This window comes from Streptomyces pseudoechinosporeus (assembly GCF_054783935.1).
The window spans coordinates 306,874-326,634 of record NZ_BAAGPS010000024.1; the positions used below are offsets into that span (position 1 = coordinate 306,874).

Here is a 19,761-nt window from a genome sequence, read left to right on the forward strand (position 1 = left end):
GTTGGCCGGTGTTCATGGTTCCTGACCGCGCGGCGCGGCAACGTTCCGCGGTCGGGTGACCACTCAAAGGCGACATCCGTCCGGACAGGAAGAGGAAGCCTTATGCGCACAGTTGGTGTGATCGCCGGGTTACTCGTGTTGGGTGCCGCGGTGCCGGCGACGATGGCGACAGCGGCGGCCGACGGGACATCGGCCGCCGCCACGCCCACCATCGTCGTGGCCGTGAACGGCGACGATTCCGCTCCCGGAACGCTCGCGCGTCCGCTGCGGACCATTCAGAAGGCCGTGGACAAGGCGCGGCCCGGTGACGTCATCGCCGTCCGCGGCGGTACGTACGGGATGACCGACAACATCACCATCACCACCTCGGGCACGGCGTCCCAGCCGATCACCCTGGAGGCGTACCCGGGTGAGCGCGTCGTCGTCGACGGGGAGCAACTGCCCGCCAGTCACACGCCTGTTGGCGGCAGCATCCCGCGTGCCGAGCGCGGTGCCATCCACCAGGAGGCGTCCCACTGGCGGATCCTGGGCCTGGAGATCGTGAACGGCCCGTACGGCATCTACTGCGACGGCTGCAACAACAACGTCTTCTCCGGCCTGCGCACCCACGACAACTACGAGTCGGGTTTCCAGTTGCAGGGCGCCTCCAGCAACAACCAGATCCTGAACCTGGACAGTTACGGCAACCGCGATCCACGCAAGAACGGCGAGAGCGCGGACGGTCTCGCCATCAAGGAGGGCAGCGGGAGCGGCAACGTGGTGCGGGGCGCGCGGCTGTGGAACAACGTCGACGACGGCTTCGACGCCTGGGAGTTCACCTCGCCGATCGTCATCGAGGACACGGTCGCGTACGGCAACGGCTTCAACCGCTGGAACTTCCCCGACTTCGCGGGCGACGGCAACGGCTTCAAGATGGGCGGCGGAGATCCCGACCCGTCCGTCGCCCACACCCTGCGCAACAGCGTCTCGTTCAAGAACGCCAAGCACGGCGTCACCGACAACGGCAACCCCGGCGCGCTCGCGCTGAGCCGCAACTCCACCTTCGGCAACGCCGGTACGGGCTTCGACGCCGACGGCGCGGGATCGAGTGCCGTACTGAAGGACAACCTGTCGATCGCGGACGCGCAGGCCGCCGCCATCGGCTCGGGCACCGTCGCCACCGGCAACTCCTGGAACCTGGGCGGCAGTTGGGGCGAGTCCTCCGTCCAGAGCACAAACCCGGCCGCGATCACGGGGCCCCGCGACGCCGACGGCTCCCTGCCGTCCGCCGCGGGCTTCCTGGTCCCGCGTGATGGCACGGCGATCGGGGCGCGTTTGTGAACTGACCGCTGCGTACGGCCCGTTCCGCAGGGCCCCGAACAAGAAGTAGGGCCCATGGGACGGGCCGTATCCAGAGAAAGCACTGAGGAGAGCCGCACATGAACACACCCGACAGACCTGCCGCCGTACCGAACGGCACCAAAACCTCGAACTCCCTGACGCCGTCCCGCCGCGGTGTACTGCGGGCGATGGCCGCCCTCCCCGCTTCGGCGGTCCTGCTGGGCGCACTGCCCGGAACACTCGGCTCAGCCCTGGCCGCGGCACCGCCCCGCGGCTCCGCCACCCGCTACACCATCGTGCCGTTCCTCAACAGCACCGATGCCACGGTCAATGTGTACGAGTCCGACGACGCCACCGACTTCCGGCTCGTGAAGGCGTCCGCGTACACCCCGCCGGCGGGCCGGATCCGTGACGCCAGCATCTTCCGGCACTCCAACGGCTACTACTACGTCACGTACACCACGCGCACCTGGCAGGACACCAGCACCACCATCGGCTTCGCCCGCAGCTCGGACCGGGTCAACTGGACGTTCCTGTACGACTACACCGTCCCCATCGCGAATCTGTCGCGCGCCTGGGCGCCCGAGTGGTTCGTCGACAGCGACGGCAGCGTGAACATCATCCTGTCCTGCTCGACCGCCAACGACCAGTGGATCTTCACGCCGTATCTACTCAAGGCCACCAACTCCGCGCTCACCACGTGGAGTTCACCCGTGGCGCTGTCCGGCATCGGCGCCAACCACATCGACACATTCATCGTGAAGATCGGCTCCACCTACCACGCGTTCACGAAGAACGAGACGACGAAGTACATCGAGTACGCCACGGCCACCGCCCTGACCGGCCCGTACACCATCCGCAGGACCGGCAACTGGGCGGGCTGGGGCAGCACCCGCGAGGGCGCCGCACTGGTGCAGCTCGACAACGGTGCGTGGCGGATCTTCTTCGACGGCTACGGCGACGGCAGCTACTACCACAGCGACAGCTACGACACCTTCGCGACCTGGAGCGCCCCGAAGAGGCTGCCGTCGATCTCCGGCACGGCACGCCACTTCACCGTGCTCAAGGAGACGGTCTCCGGCGGGGTGAACCTGCCGGCGAACGTCAGCCGCTCGCTGCGCTCGGCCAACTACACCACCCGCTACTGGCAGGAGCAGTCCGCCCTGCTCAACCTCCCCGTGGTGAGCTCCACAAGCAGCGCCGCGGAGAGGCAGGCGGCCACGTTCACGGTCGTGCCGGGTCTCGCCGACACGGGCGGCTACTCCTTCCGCAACGCGGCCGGGAACTATCTGCGCCACTGGGACTTCCGGGCGCGCTTCGACGCGAACGACGGCTCGTCGACGTTCGCCAGGGACGCCACGTACATCGCCCGTACGGGCACGGCGAGCGGCTCCGTCCGCTTCGAGTCGTACAACTACCCGGGGTACTACCTGCGTCACTACAGCTACCAGCTCCGGGTGGACCCGACGGACGGCTCCGACATGTTCCGCCAGGACAGCTCCTTCGTGCCCGTAAACCCACTCTGACCTGCGAGGCAAGCTCGTCCGACGAAAGCCGTTGCACATCGGTTGTTCCGAGATCATGACTTCCTCCTGCCCTTCTGGCCAGTGACGGCCTGAACCTGGTGCACGCTTCCTTCGTGCACCAGGTCGGTGGTCACACGCGAGGCCGGCGTGACGTCGCTTCTGCTGTGAGCGCGGCGTCAAAGCCGCCTCAGGCAAACCGGGAGGCGCCGGGATGCCGTACAAGCCTGAACACTCCGGCCCGGATCGCGAGGGGACCGACCACGGACCGGACGCCGTTGCCAAGGGGACGGGACAGGCGGACGTTGGTCTGCTGACACCGGTCAGCACCCAACTGCCCGGAGGGTGGGCCGCGGCCCGGTCATCTGCTCCCGCAGTGGATCAGAGGTCGAGGACCAGGCGGTCGCCCTTGGCTCGGGAGACGCAGATCATCATGGTGTTGCCTGCGGCGCGCTCCTGGTCGTTCAGGACCGAGTCGCGGTGGTCGATCCCCCCGGACAACACCGTCGTCTCGCAGGTTCCGCAGATTCCCTCCTCGCACGATGTCATCACCGGCACACCGGCATTTTCGACGGCCTCAAGGATGGACATGTCCTCAGAGATCTTCAGTGTCTTGCCGGACTGGGCCAGTTCGACCTCGAAGGTCGTGAGCGGCCCGGCGGTGACGTCCTTCTTCGGGGCGAAGCGCTCCAGGTGCAGGGCTCCGCTCGGCCACTTCTCGCAGCCGGATTCGACCGCCGCGAGCAGCGGTTCCGGACCGCAACTGTAGACGGCTGTCTTCCGTTGCGGTTTGCCGAGCAGCGAAGGCAGGTCCAGCAGCCCGTATTCATCCTGCGGCCGCAGGCTCACCCGGTCTCCGTAGGCCCGCTGCAGAGTCTCGCCGAACGCCATCGAAGCTCGGGTGCGGCCCCCGTAGACGAGGCGCCAGTCGGCGCGGCTCGCGTTGACGGCTGCCACCATGGGCAGGATGGGGGTGATCCCGATTCCGCCTGCGATGAACAGGTAGTTCTTGGCCTTCACAAGCGGAAAGTGGTTGCGTGGCCCGCGAATGCGCACCGACTCACCTTCCGTGAGCACGTCGTGCACGTAGCTCGACCCGCCCCGGCTTTCCGGTTCACGCAGCACCGCGACCTGAAGACGGGACCGATCCCCCGGGTCCCCGCACAGTGAATACTGCCTGACCAGGTCGGCTCGCAGTATCAGGTCGATGTGTGCTCCCGGCTGCCATTCCGGCAGCGGACGGCCTTCCGGGTCGCGCAACGTCAGCAGCACGACACCTTCGGCCATCGTTTCCTTACGTTCCAACACGAGGTCGAGCTCAACTTCGGTGCTGAGAGTGCTCATGATCGGCCTTCCATTTCTTACAGTGATGATTCGGTGATGGGTCCTTTTCTGACCGATCAGGACGGGAAGCAACGGCCGAAGTCGCGCAGCAGTCGGGGGGAGCCGTGCAGCTTGATTTGGCGACGCACCAGTGCCCACGCCAACATTGACGGGTTGCTGAGGAAACGCAGCCAGGTGCGCGTGTCGGCGGTGATCCTGAGATCCGGCTCACCGTGATGTCCGTCGGCGACATCGAGTTCGCGGTCGCGGATGGTCACGGTGATCTGCCGAGACTCGTCGCCGGTGAAGGTGAAATGGTAGGTGGCGGACATGTCCTTGGCCTGTTCGCGCTGAAAGATCAGCGGCAGGCCTTCCACCAGACCGTCGATGCTGTTCGCTCGCAAGCTCATCGCCACATGCTTCGTGCGCTTGTTCGGAAACCGGGCGGCCACGTGCTGCTCGGCGTCGGAACCCGGGACGACGTAGACGGTCTCTTCCTTGTTCTGCAGTGGGCGCACGACCTGGGTCAGATGTGCCTTGCGGTCGTCCAACCAGGGGCCGATGACGTCCTCGCCGGCCGGGCAGACCGACATGCAGTAGGCCGCCTTGTAGTTGGCGCCGAAGGACAGGCTCTGCCACATCGAGGCGCTCTCGCTGTCGCTCACTCGCGAGCGGTAGTCGTCGGCGTTACGGCTTTCGGCGACCTGTTCGGCCCAGTCGCCGAAGCCACCCATGAACTCGCGGTAGTTGTGCGTGTAGCAGGCGGAGAAGTTGAAGTGACCGTCGGAGGCGATCGCCCCGGTCGGGCAGGCTGTGACGCACAGCTTGCATTCCAGGCAGGGGTTGTACTCGATGGGCTGGGATTGGTCGCTGACCTCGGCGTCGATGAGGATGGTGCCCAGCAGCACGAAGTTGCCGAATTTGGGATGGATGACGTTGCGGTGGATGCCCATCTTGCCGAGCCCGGCCGCCACGGCGACCGGTTTGTGCCCGACGACCCACGTTTTCCTGGGGAACTTGTCCATCTCCATCGGAAAACCCATCGCGGGGTTGAGGGCGCGCACACCCATCGCTTCCAGCTTGCCCACCACTTGCCGGCCCACCTCGTTGGTGTGGTCGCCGCTGTGATGGAACTCCAGGTTGGCCACCGAGCGCGCCGGAGTGCGGATGCTCTCCCGGTTCATTCGCACCACGAAGCTGATCAACGTTCGGACACCCGGCAGCGCGGCGCCCAGGTCCGCTCGCTGGTCGGCGATTTCCGGCCGGTCGATCTCGACGAAGCCAACGTCATCCGCACCCGCTTCGAGACATAGCTCCCGCAGCCATGCCGCATCCAGCGGCTCGGCGGTCCGGGCGGCGTCGCGGTCGCGCCGCTGGCGGACCTGGACGACGGTGGGATGGTCGTCGAGCTTGTTCTGTTTGGCCATCTGGCATCACCTCACGGGAGCGGGAAGAGCGAGTTTCATGAAGCAACCCGCACACTAACCGCATGAGTTTTGTGAAGCAACTATTGAGCTTGTTGGCGTGATGTCGCAGGGCTGACAAGGCTTGGTCGTCGCCGTACGTCCGGATGTACGAGGTATCCGCAAGGTGGTGGGCCGACCGCGGAACGACGGGCGTTTCGCGAGGGCATCCGGATGCAGGCGGCCGAGTTGTTCACTCAAGGGCAGAGCAGCGCCGCGGTCGCCAAGCAGTTACGGGTCAGTGTGCGGTCGGTGCAGCGGTGGCACCGGGCATGAAAGCGGGGCGCGGGCCTTGCGGCCCAAGGGGCCGGCATCGAAGCCCACGCTGAACGAGGCGTTGTTCGTGGTGCTGGAGCAGGAGCCGGCCAAGGGGCCGGTGGCGCACGGCCGGCCGGACCAGACCTGGACGCCGGCGCGGATCAAGACGCTGATCGGGCGCCGGTTCCACAAGAGCCTGACGCTCTCGGCCATCGCGCAGATGCTTCACCGTCACGGCTTCAGTCATCAGGTCCCCGCCCGATGTTCTTCAGGTCGCCGGTCTCGTCGACTACGAGGACGGGCCTTTCCCCCTGAGCGTGGACACCTTGGAGACTGGAGCTGGAGTGAGGTGGCGAGTCCATCGAGGAACGTTTCGGATGTCAGGCCGGGGAGTCGGTAAGCGCTGGGCCGGGAAGCAGGAGAACGGCGTCTGGCCCCACCGCTTGTCGGCATTCAGTGCACACGAGCTGTTCCCGAACGTTGCCCCCGCATCCCGCATGGCTGGTGATCCGCGGCGGGCCGGCCGGATCCTCGGCGTGCTCATCGCCCCAGTGCATCAAGGCAAGCACGGCGGTGAGCAAGTCCTTGGCCTTGCCCGTCGGCCGATACTCATAGCGGGCGGGCCGCTCCTGATAACAGACCCGCTCCAGCAAACCCTCGTCGACCAGCTTGGAGAGGCGGTTGGTAAGCACATTGCGGGCAATACCCAGGCTGTCTTGAAATTCCTCGAACCGGCGTAGGCCAAGCTGCGCATCGCGAATGATCAGCAAGGTCCAGCGCTCGCCGACAACCTCAAGGGTCCGGGCTATGGAGCACAGCTGATTTTCGTAGGTCCGGCCCAACATGCTTTCAATCTAGCACGTTGCACCAAGCAACTGACAGCCGCAGAGGCCGGGCGCCGGGCAGTCCGGCCGCGGTGGTCAGGGCGAGCACCACCCCCAGGGACTCCCCGGCCAGCGTCACGTCCTGGAGGCCGAGTCCGGCCAGGAGCCGTTCGACGCCCGCGCGCATCTCCGGCTCCTGGTACGACGCACCGGGCACGATCTCGGAGTAGCCCATCCCCGGTCCTGCTCGCCCTGGGTGAGGCCAACTCGGTTTTCTCGAAATTGAAACCGATCGGTTTACCTATTGCGGCTACGTCTCCGCTACACCGCGACGGCAGTCTCTTCGGGCTTCTTCTCGGCGGGGATGCGGTGCAGCCCCTTGCGGTCGTACCAACCGGTCACGCCGAAGCCGAAGAGTGCGGCCGCCGCGAGGCCGGCGGCCATCATCACCCAGCCCCGGGCCAGGCCCGCGTCGGCCTGGGCGTCGTAGTAGAGGATCGAGCGGAGACCGCCGGTGATCTGCCGCAGCGGCTCGAACTCCGCGAGGAAGCGGTAGAAGCCGGGCAGCGCCTCGATGGGGGTGGTGGCCCCGGCCGTCGGCACCGCCATCCCGATGAAGACCAGCGTGACCACCAGCATGCCGGGCGTGCCGAAGACCGCGAGGAGGGAGAGCGCACCGATCCCGGAGACCGCGATGGCGCACACCGAGAACAGCCACAGCAGCGGCAGATGGGCGGCGTCCATCCCCATGACGCCGACCGCGCCCACCATGACCAGGGTCCCCATCAGCAGGGACAGACCGACCATCAGGGTGCTGCCGATGGCGAGGGTCTGCACCCGGGTGGCCCGGATCAGCGGGCGGTGCAGCCGCAGCGGGCCCATGTCGTTGTGGGTGTAGCCGAGGGCGTGGTCGACCTGGCCGCTGATGACGTTGGCGGAGAGCATGCCGCAGACCACCAGGACGAGCGCGTAGTAGAACGCCGTCAGACCCAGACCGCTGTGCGAGTCGAGTGGATGCCCGTCCTTGACCGTGACGGCGGCCGGGTCGGCGAGCAGGAGGCGCGCCGCGGCGGGCAGCTTCGCCTGTCCGATCCCGTTCTGCGCGGTCAGCTCCTTGCCCACCTGGAGCGAGGCGTTCTCGGCCGCCTGCGTCGTCGCCGCCCGAGCCAGGCTGGAACCCAGGCTGCCGGCGGACTGGTTGGTCAGCACCGTCAGCGTCGGGCGAGCCGGGGTCCCGGTGGCCGCGGCGTCGGCCAGTGCGGTGGCCGAGGAGGTGAAGTTGCCGGGCACGACGAGCGCGCCGAACAACTTGCCCTCGCCGAGCTCGTCCTTCACCTCCTTCTCGTCCATCACCTTCCAGTCGATCTTGTCCCCGCCCACAGCGGACTTCTTGATCGACTCGGTGATCTGCGCCCCCAGGTTGACCTGCTTACCACCGGCGTCGGCCCCCTTGTCGGCGTTGACCAGACCGACCGGCAACTTCGTCATGTGATCGACCGGATCGATGCTGGCGCCGACATAGAACACGGTGAACAGCAGCGCCAGTACCCCCGTGATGACACCGTTGGCGATCCACAGCGGTTTCGCGCGCAGGACGCGGAACGGGTGAATTTCATGCATGGCCTACTCCGATCTCGACAACACGACTGCATCAGGAGAAGACCGGACGGCACCGTTGCGGGCCGAGCTCCTCGGTACGTTCAACCCTCGGTGCGTGCGCGCCTCGGAAGAGCGGTAGACCTCTCAACTCGGCGTCGCCCCTCCGACGAGCACATCGCCATCAAGTCCCGAACAGCACCGAGTTGATTCCACCCCCGATGCCGACGACGTCCTCGGATCGCGGTCACGACTTCCCCCAGGTGAAACCGATCGGTTTCGGTCACATCGTAAACTGATCGGTTTCTCGGGTCAAAGTCGAGGCGGTCCCCGAAGCCTCACGCGTGGACCGTCCGTCGCCATGGACAGGGACACGGCCATTGCCGGTCCGCGGCGGTGCAGAACGGTTACCTGGCGAGGTGCCGAGTGCTCACTGAGCCCGGGCGTCGTCCGTCCCCTCGCTGGACACTTGACCAAGGACCGGGACAACCGCCACCCCGAACTCAGGAGGCGGTGGCGGGAATGAATCCGGCAGGGGGTGGGTTGTAGCGGGTGGTCGTAGTTTTTGTGTCTGTGTTTCACCGCACGCTCGCGAAGAACGATGTCGCGGGCGCCGCCTTCCTTCAGGGATCTGGAGAAGACGCGTCCAGGCCGGCCCGGGGCACCGCACGGTGTGGGGCCCCGTACCCAGCCCCTGCAAGGAGCAACAAATGACTCAGGGAACCGTCAAGTGGTTCAACGGCGAGAAGGGCTTCGGCTTCATCGCCCAGTCCGAGGGACCGGACGTCTTCGTGCACTACTCCGAGATCGACGGCCACGGCTTCCGTAGCCTCGAGGAGAACCAGCACGTGGAGTTCGACGTCGTCCAGGGCCCCAAGGGCCCGCAGGCCACGAACGTCCGCGCCGTCTGAGATCCGTCCGGCGGGCAGGACCCGCCGGACACCTCACGACGAATCCGAGGGCCGACGCCGCAAGGCGCCGGCCCTCGGCGCGTCCCGGGCCGGATTCAGCGCGCCGGGTTCAACGCACGGGGCTCAGCGCACGAGACAGGGCCGCTTGCCGTCGAAGGTCCAGTCCTTGACCAGGTACCGCATCGCGAGTGCGTCGTCGCGGGCTGACAGCTTCTTCTCCCGGTAGAGGTCCTGGGCCGCGAGGAGGCGGTCCCTGTCGAGGCGGACGCCGAGGCCCGGGGTGTCCGGGACGGCGACCTCGCCGTCGACGATCCGCGGAGGTTCGGTGGTCAGCCGTTCCAGGCCCTCCTGCCAGATCCAGTGCGTATCAAGGGCGTTGTACTCACCGGGGGCGGCGGCCCCGCAGTGGGCCATCATCGCCAGGGAGATGTCGAAGTGGTTGTTGGAGTGGCAGCCCCAGGTCAGCCCCATCGCGTTGCAGAGCTGGGCGACCCGTACCGAACCCTGCATCGTCCAGAAGTGCGGGTCCGCGAGCGGGATGGAGACGGACTGCAGGGCCAGCGCGTGGGTCAGCTCGCGCCAGTCCGTCGCGATCATGTTGGTCGCCGTGGGCAGCCCGGTGGCCCGGCGGAACTCCGCGAGGATCTCACGCCCCGAGTAGCCGCCTTCGGCTCCGCACGGGTCCTCGGCGTAGGCGAGCGTGCCGACGAGCGGCTTGCACAGGTCGACGGCTTCCCGTAGGGACCAGGCGCCGTTCGGGTCGAGGGTGATCCGGGCCTCCGGGAACCGCTCCTTGAGCGCCCGTACCGCCTCGACCTCCTCGCTCCCCCGCAGGACGCCGCCCTTGAGCTTGAAGTCGCGGAAGCCGTACAGGTCGTAGGTCGCCTCGGCCTGACGGACGATCGCCTCGGGAGTCAGCGCCTCCTCGTGCCGGATCCGGTACCAGTCCACGGCCGAGTCGGGTTCGCGTACGTACTCCAGGTCGGTCCGGTCGGGGTCGCCGACGTAGAAGAGGTAACCGAGGACCCGCACGGAATCGCGCTGTTTCCCGTCGCCCAGGAGCGCGGCGACGGGAACCTCCAGGTGTTGCCCGAGGAGATCCAGAAGTGCCGACTCGACGGCGGTGACCGCGTGCACGGTGGTGCGCAGATCGAAGGTCTGGCCGCCTCTGCCGCCCCGGTCGCGGTCCGCGAACCTGTCGCCAATGGCCCGCAGTACGCGCTTGTAGTCGCCCACACGCGCGCCGACGACGAGGGATTCGGCGTCCCGCAAAGTCTGCGTGATCTTCTCACCGCCGGGCACCTCCCCCAGTCCCGTACGCCCCTCGGAGTCCTCGAGGACGACGATGTTCCGGGTGAAGTACGGGCCGTGGGCGCCGGAGAGGTTGAGCTCCATGGAGTCCCGGCCGGCGACCGGGTGGACGGAGAACTTGGTGACGGTGGGCTGCTGCATGGCTGGTCTCCGCATCACAGGTTGAGGACGTCCAGGGCCCATTCGACGGCCAGTACGCCGCCCAGGCCCAGGATCGCGAGCACGGTCGTGTAGGTGGTGCGCGCCTTGATCGCGTCGATTACGGACAGGTTGAAGTACTCCTTGAACATCCAGAAACCCGGGTCGTTCACATGGGAGAACGCGATCGAGCCGCAGGAGACGGCCAGCACCATGATCTCCGGGTGGACTCCGCTGCCCGCGAGCAGCGGCAGCACCACGCCCGAGGCCGTGACGACGGCGACGGTCGCCGAGCCGAGGGCCACGCGCAGGATGGCCGCGATGAGCCAGGCGAGGACGAGCGGCGAGATGGACCAGCCGTCGGTCGTGTCCTTGATGTAGTCGGAGATCCCGCCGTCGACGAGGACCTGTTTGAAGGCTCCGCCCGCGCCGATCACGAGCAGGATCATCGCCATCGCCTGGGCAGCCGACCTGCACGAAGCGCTGACCTCGTCCAGACTGCGGCCGATCCGCGGGCCGAACGCCCACATGGCGATGCACAGCGTCAGCAGGAGAGCGACCGGCGCCGAACCGATGAAGGCGACGAAGTGCAGGACAGGACTGGTTCCGGACGCGGCCATGTCGGTCACGGCCGCCCCGGCGATCAGCACGACGGGCAGCAGGGCGACCGACAGCGACCAGGCCATGCCCGGCATCTCCTCCTCGTCGAAGACGCGTTCGCTGACCAGGCCCTTGGGGATGGAGGGGTTCATCGCCCGCACGAACGGAAGGCGCGGCCACAGCAGGGCGATGAGCGCACCGGCGGGGAGGGCGATGAACAGGCCGTAGAACAGCGTCAGTCCGACCGAGGCGTCGAAGGAAGCGGCCACCGCGGTCGGTCCGGGGTGGGGCGGCAGGAAGCTGTGCATGGTGGACAGGGCGATCGACATCGGGAGGCCGACCCACAGCAGGTTCTTCCCGGTGACGCGCACGATGGTGAACGCGATCGGCACGATGATCACGAACGCGACCTCGTAGAACATCGTGACGCCGATGAGCATGGCCGTCAGCACCATGGCCACCTGCACCCAGCGCGGACCATACAGGTCGAGGAGCTTGCCGGCTATCCGCTGGGCCGCGCCGGAGTCCCCCATCACCCGGCCGACCATCGCGCCGAGCCCGATGACGAGCATCGTGTCGCCGATCTGTCCTCCGATGCCCTCCGAGAGGACCTCCGGGATCTTCTCCAGCTCGATCCCCTGGACCAGGCCGACGCCCACGGCCACGAGGAGGAGGGCGGCGAAGCCGTTGAGTTTCAGCTTCGTCATCAGGAAGAGCAGGATCAGAACACTGATCCCGACGACAACAAGTGGCATGTACCAGTTCCCCTTTGAACCGTGGACGCCGCCTTCGCTGCGCTGTCTTCATATGAAGACAGCGTCCATGTATGAGGATGGAGGCTAGGCTTGTGGACGGGAACGAGTCAATGGCTCGGGGCCCACGGATTGCCGACGGACTTACGATCGGCTCATGTCACAGGCTGGGGGCGTACCCGAGGTCAAGTCGGCGGTCCGTACTGTCGCGTTGCTCGAACTGCTTGCCGCACGGGGCGACCGACCGGCCCGGCTGCGCGAGCTGTCCGAGGAGCTGGGCGTGCCCCGCAGCAGCATGTACGCGCTGCTGCAGACCCTCGTCGAGCACGGCTGGGTCCGCACGGATGCGACCGGTTCCCTGTACGGCATCGGGATCCGCGCGCTGCTCACCGGCACCAGCTATCTCGACAGTGACAAGCGGGTACGTACGGTCCGCCCGTATCTCGACGAGGCCTCGGACACACTTGGCGAGACCATCCACCTGGCACGGCTGGACGGCTCCGACGTCGTCTACCTCGCGACCCGCGAGTCCCACGAATACCTGCGCACGATCAGCCGGGTCGGCCGCCGCGTCCCCGCCCATGCCGGCGCCCTGGGCAAGGCCCTCCTCGCGGAACGCCCCGACGCCGAACTCCCCCTGCTCGACGAGCCGTTGACGGCCTGCACCGAGAACACGCACACCACGCGGGCGACGCTGCTCACCGATCTCGCCGAGATACGCGAACGCGGCTACGCAATCGACCGCGAGGAAACCGTCCTCGGCATCGCCGGCTTCGGCTTCGCCCTGCGCTACGACACCCCGGCCAACGACGCCATCAGCTGCTCGGTACCGGTGTCCCGCCTCACGGAGGAGCATCAGCGACGCATCGTCGCCGTGATGCGGGAGGTCCGGGGGAAGATCGAGACCCTGCTGCCGCCGGCCTCTCGCGAGCCCGGTTGGGAGTAGCCGCCCCCGCCCGGGAATGAGCGTCAACGTATTCTTCGACCGTGGCTGAGACCGATGAGACCGAGCTGATGCGGCTTCCCGACATGCCGCTGCACGATCCGTTCATCGTCGCCGACAGCAAAACCCGCACATACTACCTCTACACGTCCAACAACCCGTCCGTATCGGGCGTGGACGGCACCGGCACGATGGTCTACCGCAGCCGCGACCTGCGCGACTGGATGCGTCCCGTCGTGGTCTTCCGGGCCGCCGAGCAGAAGGAGATCTGGGCGAGCGACGGCGGATGGGCGCCGGAGGTGCACGCATGGGGCGGCAGGTACTACCTGCTCACCACGCTGCACGACCAGGACAAGCCGCTGCCGGTACCGCCGCCCAGCCAATGGGGCACACCGTTCCAGCTCCCCAACCACATGCGCGGCACGATCACGGCTGTGTCCGACTCGCTGCTGGGGCCCTTCACCGTCATCGACCCGGCGGGCCCCACCCCTCCCGAGCAGTTGATGACCCTCGACGGCACGCTCTACGTCGACCCGGCCGGACAGCCCTGGATGGTGTACGCACACGAGTGGCTGCAGACCATCGACGGAACCATGGAAGCGATCCGCCTGGCTCCGGACCTGACCCGGACGATCGGAGACCCGGTCTTCCTGTTCAAGGCGTCGGACGCGTTCTGGATCAGCGAGCAGATCCCCGGTGGCGTACCGCACCAGCTCTCGCCCTACGTCACCGACGGCCCGCAGCTGTACCGCACCCCTGACGACTCCCTGCTCATGCTGTGGTCGACGTACGAGAAGAACGTGGCCGGCCAGGACGGCACCATCAGTGGCGGCTATGTGCAGACCTATGCCGTCTCCAAGTCCGGCGACATCACCGGGCCTTGGCAACAGCACCGCCCTCTGGTCCGGGACGACAGCGGTCACGGCATGCTGTTCCACACCTTCGACGGTGAGCTGATGATGATCCTGCACCGCCCGTTCGAGAACGCGCGCGGGAAGCTGTACGAGATGCAGCTCCTCGGTCACGAGCTACGGGTGCTCCGCCAGCGCACCGACCTCGACGGCGGCGGCTGACGCGGTCACCCCAAGTTCACCCATGTTCCCTGCTCGGCGGAGCGCGCCATGGCGTCCAGTGCCACCGCGCTCGCCACGGCGTCGGCCGCCGTCGGCCCGTACGCAATGCCCTCGGCGATCGAACGCACGAAGTGGTACGCCTCGATGACCTTCAGGTCGTCGTACCCCATGCTGTTGGCCGAGCCCGGCTGGAAGGCGGCGTACTCGCCGTGTCCGGGGCCGACGTACAGGGTGCTCACGGGCTGGTCCTGGTAGCTGCTGCCGCGGCTGACGGCGAGCTCTCCCATCCGGCGGTAGTCCCAGAACACCGCGCCGGTGGTGCCGTGGATCTCGAATCCGTAGTTGTTCTGCTCGCCGACCGAGACCCGGGACGCCTCCAGGACACCGCGGGCACCGGAGGCGAAACGGAGGAGGCAGTTGACGTAGTCCTCGTTCTCCACCGGCCCGAGTTCCCCGCCGGTCGCCCGGGTGTGACCGGCGGTGGCGCCGGTGGGGCGGGCCCGCTCGGGGATGAAGACGGCGGTGTCGGCGGTGAGGGAGGTGATGTCCCCGAGCAGGAAGCGGGCCAGGTCGACGCCGTGTGAGGCCAGGTCGCCCAGCACCCCGCCGCCCCCGCGCTCCCGTTCGTACCGCCAGCTCAGGGCACCCTCGGGGTGGGCCGCGTAGTCGCTGAACAGCCGGATGCGTACGTGTGTGACCGTGCCGATCTCGCCGGAGGCGACCAGTTCGCGGGCGGCTTCGACGGCGGGCGCGTTGCGGTAGTTGAAGCCGACGGTGCCCTGGACGCCCGCCTTGCCGAGGGCGTCGGCGACGGCCCTGGCGTCCTCGGCGGTCAGGCCCACCGGCTTCTCGATCCAGATGTGCTTGCCGGCCTCGGCCATCGCCACGCCGATCTCGCGGTGCAGGAAGTTCGGGGCGGTGATGCTCACCGCCCGCACCCGCGGATCGGCGGCCACCTCCCGCCAGTCGCGGGCCGCGGACGCGAAGCCGTACCGCCCCGCCGCCTCCTCGGCCCGGCCGGGCACCTCGTCCGCGACCGCGACCAGTTCGGGCCGCAGGGACAGCTGCGGGAAGTGGTGCGGCAGGCGGGCGTACGCCTGTGTGTGCACACGTCCCATCCAGCCGAACCCCACGACGGCGATGCCGAGCCCATTCACCATGACAGCCCTTCTGTGGACCTTGTTCCGACCTTGTTCGGACCTCGTTCAAAGCCTCTTTGGACCGATCCAGAACCTGCGGCCTCACGATGAGTCCTGTTTCCAGCAGGTGTCAAGGGGCCTTTACAAGGGCTCGAGCCGTGTGGAACGGTCCATCCCATGAGCACTCCGACCATACGTGACGTCGCCGCGCGGGCCGGCGTGTCAAAGTCCCTGGTCTCGCTGGTGCTACGCGGTGCGGAGGGTGTGCGTCCCGAGAAGCGGGCGGCGGTCCTCGCCGCGGTCGAGGAACTCGGTTACCGGCCCAACGCCGCCGCGCGCAGCCTCAGCGAGCGGCGCACCCGCACGGTCGGCGTGCTGCTGAACGACCTGCGCAACCCCTGGTTCGTGGAACTCCTCGACGGGCTGAACGCGCGGCTGTACGACAGCGGCCTGCACACGCTGCTGGCCGACAGCCACCTGAACCGGCGCCTCGGCGAGGACCTCACCCGCACGTTCACCGAGCTGCGCGTCGACGGCCTGATCGCCGTCGGCACCCTGCAGGACCCCGAGGCGCTGCGCACCGCCGCCGGGCGGGTCCCCACTGTCGTCGCCGGCACCCGCGAACCGGTGCTGCCCGGCGTGGACATCGTCGCGGGCGACGACGAGCACGGCGCCCGCCTGGCCACCGAGCACCTCATCGGCCTGGGCCACCGGCACATCGCCCACATCGCCGGGCAGGGCGCGGTCGGCGAACTGCGCCGCCGCAGCTTCGAGGCCACCATGCGCGAGCACGGACTGACCGGCACAGCGGTCGTGGAGCAGGGCGACCTCACCGAAGAGGGCGGCTACCGGGCCACCGTCCGGCTGCTGAGCCGTCCGCGGCGGCCCACCGCCGTCTTCGCGGTCAACGACATGGCCTGTGTCGGCGCCCTCTCCGCCGCCGAGGAGAGCGGCCTGCGGGTCCCCCGCGATCTCTCCCTCATCGGCTACGACAACACCTACCTCTCCCGCCTTCGCCATCTGTGGCTGACCACCGTCGACAACGCCAGCCACGACGTCGGCCGCCGCGCCGCCCAGCGGCTGCTGGAACGCATCGACGCCCCGGACCGCCCCGGCGAGGTCGACCTCACCGTCCCCTTCCTCGAAGTACGCGGCACGACGGCACCACCCGCGAGCAGCCCCGAGGCATGACCGGCCCCGCCCTGCGGACGCCCCGGCCTCGTGCGCACCGAATGGCCAAATTCCTGCCCCCATGGCCGAAAGAGGTTCTCCCAACGCTCACTTGCCGTTGGGAAAACGACCAAGCGTCTGCTCCTAGAGTGACTCGCGCCGCCCCCTCGTTCGTTGCATCGAGAGGACTCCCATGTCAGGCACGTCCGCCGGAAGATCCACCGGTTCCGGTTTTGAACGACGCACCCTCCTGCGCGGGGCTGCCGTGGCCGCTGCCGCGTCCGTACCCTTCCAGGCCCTCGCGGCGCGGACGGCGGCAGCCGCGCCGGTCAAGCTGGAATTCGACGCCGGGTACGGTCCGCTGCGCCCGGTCAAGGACCAGGCGACCGGCCTGGAACTGCTGCAGCTGCCGCGCGGGTTCGAGTACATCTCCTACGGCTGGACGAACGACCTCATGGACGACGGGGTACGGACCCCGGGCTCGCACGACGGCATGGCGGCCTTCCGGTACGGGGACAAGGTCCACCTCGTCCGCAACCACGAGCGCGGCGCCGGACCCGCCTTCACCGCCCCGGCCTACAACCCCGAGGCCGGCGGCGGGACCACCACCATGGTCTTCGACCCGGACGCCGGCCAATGGCTGGAGTCGTACGGCAGCCTCGGCGGCACCATCCGCAACTGCGCCGGCGGTCCCACCCCGTGGAACACCTGGCTCACCTGCGAGGAAACCTTCTCCACGACCGCCGGCAAGCGCCACGGCTACATCTTCGAGGTGGCCTCTCAGGGCAAGGGCAACCCCGAACCGTACAAGGCCATGGGCCGGTTCAACCACGAGGCCGTCGCCATCGACCCGGCGACCGGCCACGTCTACGAGACCGAGGACCGCGGCGACGCATCGCTGTACCGCTTCGTGCCGGCGGTGCCGGGCGATCTGTCCAAGGGCGGCCGCCTCGAGGCCATGCGCATCGGCGCCGCGAAGTACGACACCCGCCTCGACGGCGAGAAGGCGTACGGCACCGTCTCCTGGGTGCCCGTGAGCGACGCCGACCCGGCGACGGACACGGTGCGGCTCCAGGCGCAGGCGAACGGCGCCGCCGTGTTCAGCCGCCTCGAGGGCGCCTGGTACGGCAACGACCGCATCTATGTGCTCACGACCGACGGCGGTCCCGCCCGCCAGGGCCAGGTCTTCGAACTCGACCCGGCCACCGACGAGTTCAGGGTGCTCTTCGCCTCCCCGGGCTCCGACGTGCTCAACGCACCGGACAACATGTGCGTCAGCCCTCGCGGCGGCCTGGTGCTGTGCGAGGACGGCGGCGGCACCGAGTACGTCCACGGGCTGACCACGGAGGGCGAGATCTTCCGCTTCGCCGCCAACGACGTCGACCTGCGGGGCGGCACCGCGGGCAAGAACGTCCCGGCCGCCGACCACAGGGGCTCCGAGTGGGCGGGATCCGTGTTCGAGCCGAAGAACGGCAACTGGCTGTTCGTCAACGTCCAGACACCCGGCATCACGTTCGCGATCACCGGACCCTGGACCCAGGGCGCGCTCTGATCCGTCCGTAGGTCACCGTCTGCCCGCAGGGTTGCCGGACCGGAGCCAGAACAGGTCCGGCAACCCTCACCCGGCCGCCTAGGCTGACGGTGTGGTGACCCGCCCATGAACTCCGTACCCAGGGAGCCCGAGGATCTCGTGCGGGCCCTCGGAGCCGCCGGGATCAGGGACGAACGGCTGCTCGAGGCCGTACGGACGACGCCCCGGGCGGAGTTCGTTCCGGCCGGTCAGGTGGCCGCCGCCTACCGCGACGCACCCGTTGCGATCGGGCAGGGACAGGTCACGACGCAGCCGTCGCTGTCCGCCATGATGATCGAGAGCCTTGGCCTGGGCGGGAACGAGCATGTCCTTGAGATCGGTACCGGTCTCGGCTTCCAGACGGCGCTGCTCGCCCGGCTGGCCGCCGACGTGGTCAGCATCGAGATGCGGCCGGACATCGCCCGCCAGGCGCGCGGCAACCTCGCACGGCAGCGGATACGGAACGTGGAGCTGCGGATCGGCGACGGCAGCGGCGGCGTGCCGGACCGCGCTCCGTACGACGCGGTCGTCGTCTCGGCCGCGTTCCCGGAGGTACCCGCACCGCTGGTCACGCAGGTGCGGCCGTCCGGCCGCCTGGTGCAGCCGATCGGGCCGGGCGGACACGAGCGCGTCGTGTGCTTCGTGCGCACCGCATCGGGGCTGGAGCAGCGTCGGATCGTGACCGCGGCCCGCTTCGTGCGGCTTCAGGGACGGTACGGCTTTCCCCAGGACGACACGGGTCCTCCTTGAGCGAGACCAGCGGCGCCTGCCCCCGTGATCAGCGCGGCTGAGCCGTGGTCCCCCGTATCACCAGGGAGGGATCGAGGACGATCTCGCGGGGTGTGGTGCGGCCCTGGTCGAGGCGCTCGACGGCGGCCGTCACGGCCTGGCGGGCCTGTTCCTCGGCGTTCTGGCTGACGGTGGTCAGGTCGAAGGCGGCCAGCCGGGACAGGGTGTTGTCGTCGTAGCCGACGACGGAGATGGTGCCGGGGACGTCGATGCCGGCCCGCCGGAAGGCGGTGAGCAGGCCGATGGCGCTCTGGTCGTTGTAGGCCACGACGGCGGTCGGCAGTTCGCCGTCGTCGAGGAAGTGCCGGCCGGCCTTCTCCCCGGCCTCCTCGGTGATGTCCCCGTGCAGGATCCCGATCTGTTCGTCGAGACCGTGGCGGCGCATGGCACTCCGGTAACCGCGGCGCCGGTCGGTGGCGATGACACCCTTGCCGCCGTCGACGTAGGCGATCGTACGGTGCCCGAGGCCCACCAGGTGGTCGACGACCTGGCCGACTCCGTCGTCGTCGGCGGTGCGGACGACGTCCAGTTCGGCCCCGGTGATCCGGCGGCCCACGGAGATGACGGGCGCCCTTCGGTCGAGGTCGGCGAGTACGGAGGCGGGGGCCACCGGGCCGAGGAGGATCAGCGCCTCGCAGCGGAAGGCCAGGAGTGTCTCGACGGCCGTGTTCTCGTCGCGGTTCGGGGTCAGGGCGCTCAGGACGAGGTCGTAGCCCACCTCCTCGGCGGCCGTGTGCAGGTGCTCGACCAGCTCGGCGTGGAAGGGGCTGTGGATGGCGACCATGACGCCGAGCAGCCGGCTGCGCCTGCTGGCCAGGGCGCTGGCGGTGCGGTCGGGGCGGTAGCCGAGTTCGGCGGCGGCCTTCAGGACGCGCTGCCGGGTGCGCTCGCTGGGGCCGGGCACGCCCCGCAGCACCAGCGACACCGACGCCGTCGACAGGCCGACGCGCGCGGCGACGTCCTCCAGGCGGGGACGCGGAGTCGCGCCGTTGCCGCCCGCGGGGGCACCGGAGCCGACCTCGTCCACACGACCTCCCGTGGTTTGGGCAACACCCTTG

The 19,761-nt window shown here is 68.4% G+C and carries 15 protein-coding genes and 3 pseudogenes; 9 read left to right on the forward strand and 9 right to left on the reverse strand.

From position 1 onward, the window contains the following. Positions 1-102 precede the first annotated feature (102 nt). Together ACYVO6_RS26785 and ACYVO6_RS26790 are read left to right on the forward strand one after the other, a co-directional pair. Positions 103-1,320 carry a right-handed parallel beta-helix repeat-containing protein gene (locus ACYVO6_RS26785; protein WP_461065404.1) on the forward strand — a complete coding sequence of 406 codons (1,218 nt, stop codon included), beginning with the start codon at positions 103-105 and terminating at the stop codon, positions 1,318-1,320. A 98-nt stretch (positions 1,321-1,418) separates the two neighbouring features. Further along, a complete protein-coding gene (locus ACYVO6_RS26790) occupies positions 1,419-2,846 on the forward strand; it encodes a glycoside hydrolase family 43 protein (protein WP_461065406.1) in 1,428 nt (475 codons plus the stop codon). Between the two features lie 378 nt (positions 2,847-3,224). On the opposite strand, the gene ACYVO6_RS26795 is transcribed toward ACYVO6_RS26790, so the two are convergent. Together ACYVO6_RS26795 and ACYVO6_RS26800 are read right to left on the reverse strand one after the other, a co-directional pair. Beyond that, entirely contained in the window at positions 3,225-4,187 is a 963-nt protein-coding gene (locus ACYVO6_RS26795; RefSeq protein WP_461065489.1) for a PDR/VanB family oxidoreductase, read from the reverse strand. A 56-nt stretch (positions 4,188-4,243) separates the two neighbouring features. Further along, positions 4,244-5,593 (reverse strand): SCP2 sterol-binding domain-containing protein, encoded by a 1,350-nt coding sequence (locus ACYVO6_RS26800; RefSeq protein WP_461065408.1) that lies wholly within the window; start codon positions 5,591-5,593, stop codon positions 4,244-4,246. 111 nt (positions 5,594-5,704) lie between these two features. Between ACYVO6_RS26800 and ACYVO6_RS26805 the strand changes: the two are divergent. Then, positions 5,705-6,149, forward strand: a pseudogene (locus ACYVO6_RS26805) (winged helix-turn-helix domain-containing protein); the annotation flags it as partial. Positions 6,150-6,267: 118 nt separating this feature from the next. Here the strand turns inward: ACYVO6_RS26805 and ACYVO6_RS26810 are convergent. The 3 genes and pseudogenes from ACYVO6_RS26810 to ACYVO6_RS26820 all read right to left on the reverse strand — a co-directional run bounded on the left by ACYVO6_RS26810 (position 6,268) and on the right by ACYVO6_RS26820 (position 8,331). Then, on the reverse strand, positions 6,268-6,732 hold the full coding sequence (locus ACYVO6_RS26810; protein ID WP_461065410.1) for a winged helix-turn-helix transcriptional regulator: 465 nt from the start codon (positions 6,730-6,732) through the stop codon (positions 6,268-6,270). Positions 6,733-6,787: 55 nt separating this feature from the next. Next, a pseudogene (locus tag ACYVO6_RS26815) lies at positions 6,788-6,952 on the reverse strand (alpha/beta fold hydrolase); the annotation flags it as partial. Between the two features lie 80 nt (positions 6,953-7,032). Then, a complete protein-coding gene (locus ACYVO6_RS26820; protein ID WP_461065412.1) occupies positions 7,033-8,331 on the reverse strand; it encodes a DUF3533 domain-containing protein in 1,299 nt (432 codons plus the stop codon). Between the two features lie 686 nt (positions 8,332-9,017). Between ACYVO6_RS26820 and ACYVO6_RS26825 the strand changes: the two genes are divergently transcribed. After that, positions 9,018-9,218, forward strand: coding sequence for a cold-shock protein (locus tag ACYVO6_RS26825; protein ID WP_352375788.1), 201 nt, complete (start codon positions 9,018-9,020; stop codon positions 9,216-9,218). Positions 9,219-9,341: 123 nt separating this feature from the next. Here ACYVO6_RS26825 and ACYVO6_RS26830 read toward each other — a convergent pair whose 3' ends face one another. Continuing rightward, the gene (locus ACYVO6_RS26830) at positions 9,342-10,670 is read right to left on the reverse strand and encodes an enolase C-terminal domain-like protein (protein WP_461065414.1); all 1,329 of its coding nucleotides are present in this window, start codon (positions 10,668-10,670) and stop codon (positions 9,342-9,344) included. Between the two features lie 14 nt (positions 10,671-10,684). Further along, positions 10,685-12,025: pseudogene (locus ACYVO6_RS26835) on the reverse strand (gluconate:H+ symporter); the annotation flags it as partial. A 151-nt stretch (positions 12,026-12,176) separates the two neighbouring features. On the opposite strand from ACYVO6_RS26835, the gene ACYVO6_RS26840 reads away from it, so the two are divergent. Together ACYVO6_RS26840 and ACYVO6_RS26845 are read left to right on the forward strand one after the other, a co-directional pair. After that, entirely contained in the window at positions 12,177-12,965 is a 789-nt protein-coding gene (locus ACYVO6_RS26840; protein WP_461065416.1) for an IclR family transcriptional regulator, read from the forward strand. 68 nt (positions 12,966-13,033) lie between these two features. Continuing rightward, entirely contained in the window at positions 13,034-14,035 is a 1,002-nt protein-coding gene (locus ACYVO6_RS26845; protein ID WP_461065491.1) for a glycoside hydrolase family 43 protein, read from the forward strand. Between the two features lie 5 nt (positions 14,036-14,040). Here the strand turns inward: ACYVO6_RS26845 and ACYVO6_RS26850 are convergent, their stop codons facing one another. After that, positions 14,041-15,195: a Gfo/Idh/MocA family protein gene (locus ACYVO6_RS26850; RefSeq protein WP_461065418.1), complete on the reverse strand. Its 1,155-nt coding sequence runs from the start codon at positions 15,193-15,195 to the stop codon at positions 14,041-14,043. A gap of 156 nt (positions 15,196-15,351) precedes the next feature. On the opposite strand from ACYVO6_RS26850, the gene ACYVO6_RS26855 reads away from it, so the two are divergent. The 3 genes from ACYVO6_RS26855 (at position 15,352) to ACYVO6_RS26865 (ending at position 18,664) form a co-directional block, all read left to right on the forward strand. Then, positions 15,352-16,365 (forward strand): LacI family DNA-binding transcriptional regulator, encoded by a 1,014-nt coding sequence (locus ACYVO6_RS26855; protein WP_461065420.1) that lies wholly within the window; start codon positions 15,352-15,354, stop codon positions 16,363-16,365. 172 nt (positions 16,366-16,537) lie between these two features. Continuing rightward, a complete protein-coding gene (locus ACYVO6_RS26860) occupies positions 16,538-17,896 on the forward strand; it encodes an alkaline phosphatase PhoX (protein WP_461065422.1) in 1,359 nt (452 codons plus the stop codon). Positions 17,897-18,001: 105 nt separating this feature from the next. Then, positions 18,002-18,664 (forward strand): protein-L-isoaspartate(D-aspartate) O-methyltransferase, encoded by a 663-nt coding sequence (locus ACYVO6_RS26865; RefSeq protein WP_461065424.1) that lies wholly within the window; start codon positions 18,002-18,004, stop codon positions 18,662-18,664. A 28-nt stretch (positions 18,665-18,692) separates the two neighbouring features. On the opposite strand, the gene ACYVO6_RS26870 is transcribed toward ACYVO6_RS26865, so the two are convergent. Further along, on the reverse strand, positions 18,693-19,730 hold the full coding sequence (locus ACYVO6_RS26870; RefSeq protein WP_461065425.1) for a LacI family DNA-binding transcriptional regulator: 1,038 nt from the start codon (positions 19,728-19,730) through the stop codon (positions 18,693-18,695). Positions 19,731-19,761: the final 31 nt, after the last annotated feature.